General features: G+C 62.1%; 2 protein-coding genes and 1 pseudogene. All 3 read right to left on the bottom strand.

Features of this window, described 5'->3' with window-relative positions:
* Positions 1–225: 225 nt before the first annotated feature.
* Entirely contained in the window at positions 226–1077 is an 852-nt protein-coding gene (locus E8A46_RS24495; protein ID WP_291566729.1) for an outer membrane beta-barrel protein, read from the bottom strand.
* 234 nt (positions 1078–1311) lie between these two features.
* Positions 1312–2565 (bottom strand): MFS transporter, encoded by a 1254-nt coding sequence (locus E8A46_RS24490; protein ID WP_291566727.1) that lies wholly within the window; start codon positions 2563–2565, stop codon positions 1312–1314.
* 136 nt (positions 2566–2701) lie between these two features.
* Positions 2702–2977 (bottom strand): annotated as a pseudogene (glmM, locus tag E8A46_RS24485) (phosphoglucosamine mutase); the annotation flags it as partial.

The raw sequence follows: 2977 nt of genomic DNA, 5'->3' as shown, positions 1-2977 counted from the left end.
ATCGAAATACTCCCATCGGATACCCTGAACTTGGTGCTGATCATCGCGCGTTAACCTTAACCAATGGTTGTCGCGGCACTCTGATTGGCATGATCTTGTCCGAAAACCCGTTTCCCGCTTCGCGCACGCGCAGCCTTCCCGGTCGGGGTCATGGCCCGCGCGCGCAAAACAAAACGGCGCGGGAAGATCCCGCGCCGTTAGCAAAATTGAGCAATCAGGCTGCGATCAGCCCTTGCGGATCAACGGCGGTGCATAGACTTGCGGACTGTCGAGGTTCCAGCGTACGCCCAACATGAGGTCTTGCGAGGTGATGTTCTTGAACGTGAACACATGGCCACCCGCCGAGCGATCGAACGTCGCATCCACACCCGTCGTGCCGTCGCCGAGATTGAGATAGCTGTAGCCAAGTTCAACCGTCATGTTCGGGTTGACCTTGTAGGCCAGACCGGCATGAAGCGCCCATGCGAAGTTCCACTGCGAACCGGTCTGGGCAGACACGAGGCTGGGCCCCACTCCGGAGCCGGCCGGGAACAGCGTGGCAACACCGGAATCGGTGAAGTTCGCGATTGAGACGCGTGCGGTACCAACGCCGGCACCGATATAGGGCGTCACGCACCACCAGGTGCCGAGATCGACGTAGGCGTTGGCGAGGAATACCCACTCCGACTTGCTGGCATTGTAGACATCCGAACCGAAGCCGGTCGCGCCGCCGTTCGGAAAGCTGGTCAGATCAAGCCCGTGAAAATTCGTGTTGCCGCGATACTGACCGGTGACGTCGACGCGCAACCAGTTGTTGAACTGATAGCCGGCACCGAGTCCGAAGACACCGCCGGTGTCAAAGCCGGTTTTCTCGTCCAGCGAGAGAAGGTTGGCATAAAGCGCAGGGTTGGTATTGCGGATGTTCTTGACGCTCTGATTGCTGAAGCCGATATCGCCGCGCAGATACCAGCCACCGAAGTCGGCGACTGGGGCGGCATAGGGCATCGGCGGGGGCGCGATGGCCATGTCGGCCGCAAATGCCGCCGACGACAACAGGGATGCCGCTCCGGCGGCAATGAGGATCTTAACGCTACGCATTGGCTTCGTCCTTTTGGCCGGTGAGGCAGACAACGGAGGCCCCACATCTAAAAACTCACGGCCGGAGGATGGCAGCAAATGCTTAAGCGCCGCTTAACCCTAATTCTTAAGGTTGATAATCTCCGAAGATTTCATGCATCGGCCAAACCGGCCACATATAATTGCAAGCCTCGCCACAATCGCTAACAATTGATTGATGAAAAATGGAAGGCCTCTGCACGGCCGGTTGCAGCGTCAGTGCACGGCTCTCGGCATTTTCGGCAGGAACACCGCGAGCAGTCCGATCGCCGGCAGGAACGCGCAGACCTGGTAGACGAAGGCGATGCTGGTGTGGTCGGCGAGTTTGCCGAGCACGGCCGCGCCAAGGCCGCCGATGCCGAACGCGACCCCGAAGAAGACGCCGGAGATCATCCCGAACCGGTGTGGCACCAGTTCCTGCGCGAACACGATGATCGAGGAAGTGGTCGAGGAGATGATGAGGCCGATGAACACGGTCAGCACCGCGCTGGCGTGCAGGCCGGCAAAGGGCAGCGCCAGCGTGAACGGCAATGCGCCCAGAATCGAGAACCAGATCACGATCTTGCGGCCGAAGCGGTCACCCAGCGGCCCGCCGAGGAATGCGCCCACCGCATTGGCGGCGAGGAAGATGAAGAGATAGATCTGCGCCGCCTGGGTCGAGACGCCGAACCGGTCGATCAGATAGAAAATGTAGTAGCTCGACAGGCTCGAGACGTAGAGCTGCTTGGAGAACAACAGCGCCACCAGCACCGCGAGCGCGATCACGACCCGGCGCGGGCTCGGGGCCTCCGGATGCGGATCGACCGGCGCAGGCCTCCTGGTCGTGATCTGCGGCTTGTACCACTGACCGATCCGCCACAGGATGACGATGGCGAGAAACGCGATCGTCGAGAACCAGGCGATGCTGGGCTGGCCGAACGGCACCACGATCAGCGCCGCCAGCAGCGGCCCCATCGAGGTTCCGAGACTGCCGCCGACCTGAAACACCGATTGCGCGAAACCAAAGCGCCCGCCGGAAGCCAGCCGCGCGATCCGCGCCGACTCCGGGTGGAACACCGCCGAACCGAACCCGACCAATGACGCCGCAACCAGGATGATCGCGTATTGCTGCGCGACGCTGAGCAGCAGCAAACCGAAGAACGTAAATGCCATGCCGATCGCCAGCGAAAACGGCTGCGCCTTCTTGTCGGTGAAATGACCGACCACCGGCTGCAACAGCGACGCCGTGAACTGGAACGCCAGCGTGATCAATCCGATCTGCGCGAAATCGAGCGCGTAATTTTCCTTCAGGATCGGATACACCGACGCGATCAGCGATTGCATGGTGTCATTGAGGAAATGCGAGAAGCTGATGCCGGCCAGCACGATATAGGCCGGCCCCGCCGCCCCCGCGGCGCGAGGTGATTTCGCTTCCGGCAGGGTCACCGGCGCGACAGGCGCTTCTTCGGAGACGATGACGGGCTTGTTCACGGCATAAATCCTGAAAGATTCGCGGGGCAACCCGCGTTTCCTACGACGGCGGCGCCGCTTCGACCAGCGCCGTACGATAATGGCTGGGCTGCGTTCAGGCGCGCATGCACGCTTCAGATCATCCGCCGCGTGGCCGTTACGCGGCCGCCGCGTGGCCGAGCGCGGAGACGATATGATCGACCACTTCCTCGACCAGCAGGCGATCATCGCCCTCACCCATCACGCGGATCACGGGCTCAGTGCCGGAGGAGCGGACCAGCAGCCGGCCGTGGCCGTTGAGCCGCTTCTCGCCGGCGACGATGGCCGATTTGACCTCGGCGTCGTCGAGCGGCTTGCCGCTGCGGTAGCGCACATTCTTCAGGATCTGCGGCAGCGGATCGAAGCGGTGGCAGACCTCCGACACCGGGCGGCG

Source organism: Bradyrhizobium sp., from assembly GCF_004799445.1.
In the GTDB taxonomy this organism is placed as follows: Bacteria; Pseudomonadota; Alphaproteobacteria; order Rhizobiales; family Xanthobacteraceae; genus Bradyrhizobium.
Note: the sequence above shows the minus strand (reverse complement) of the source record. Positions and strands in the feature narration are given on the sequence as shown.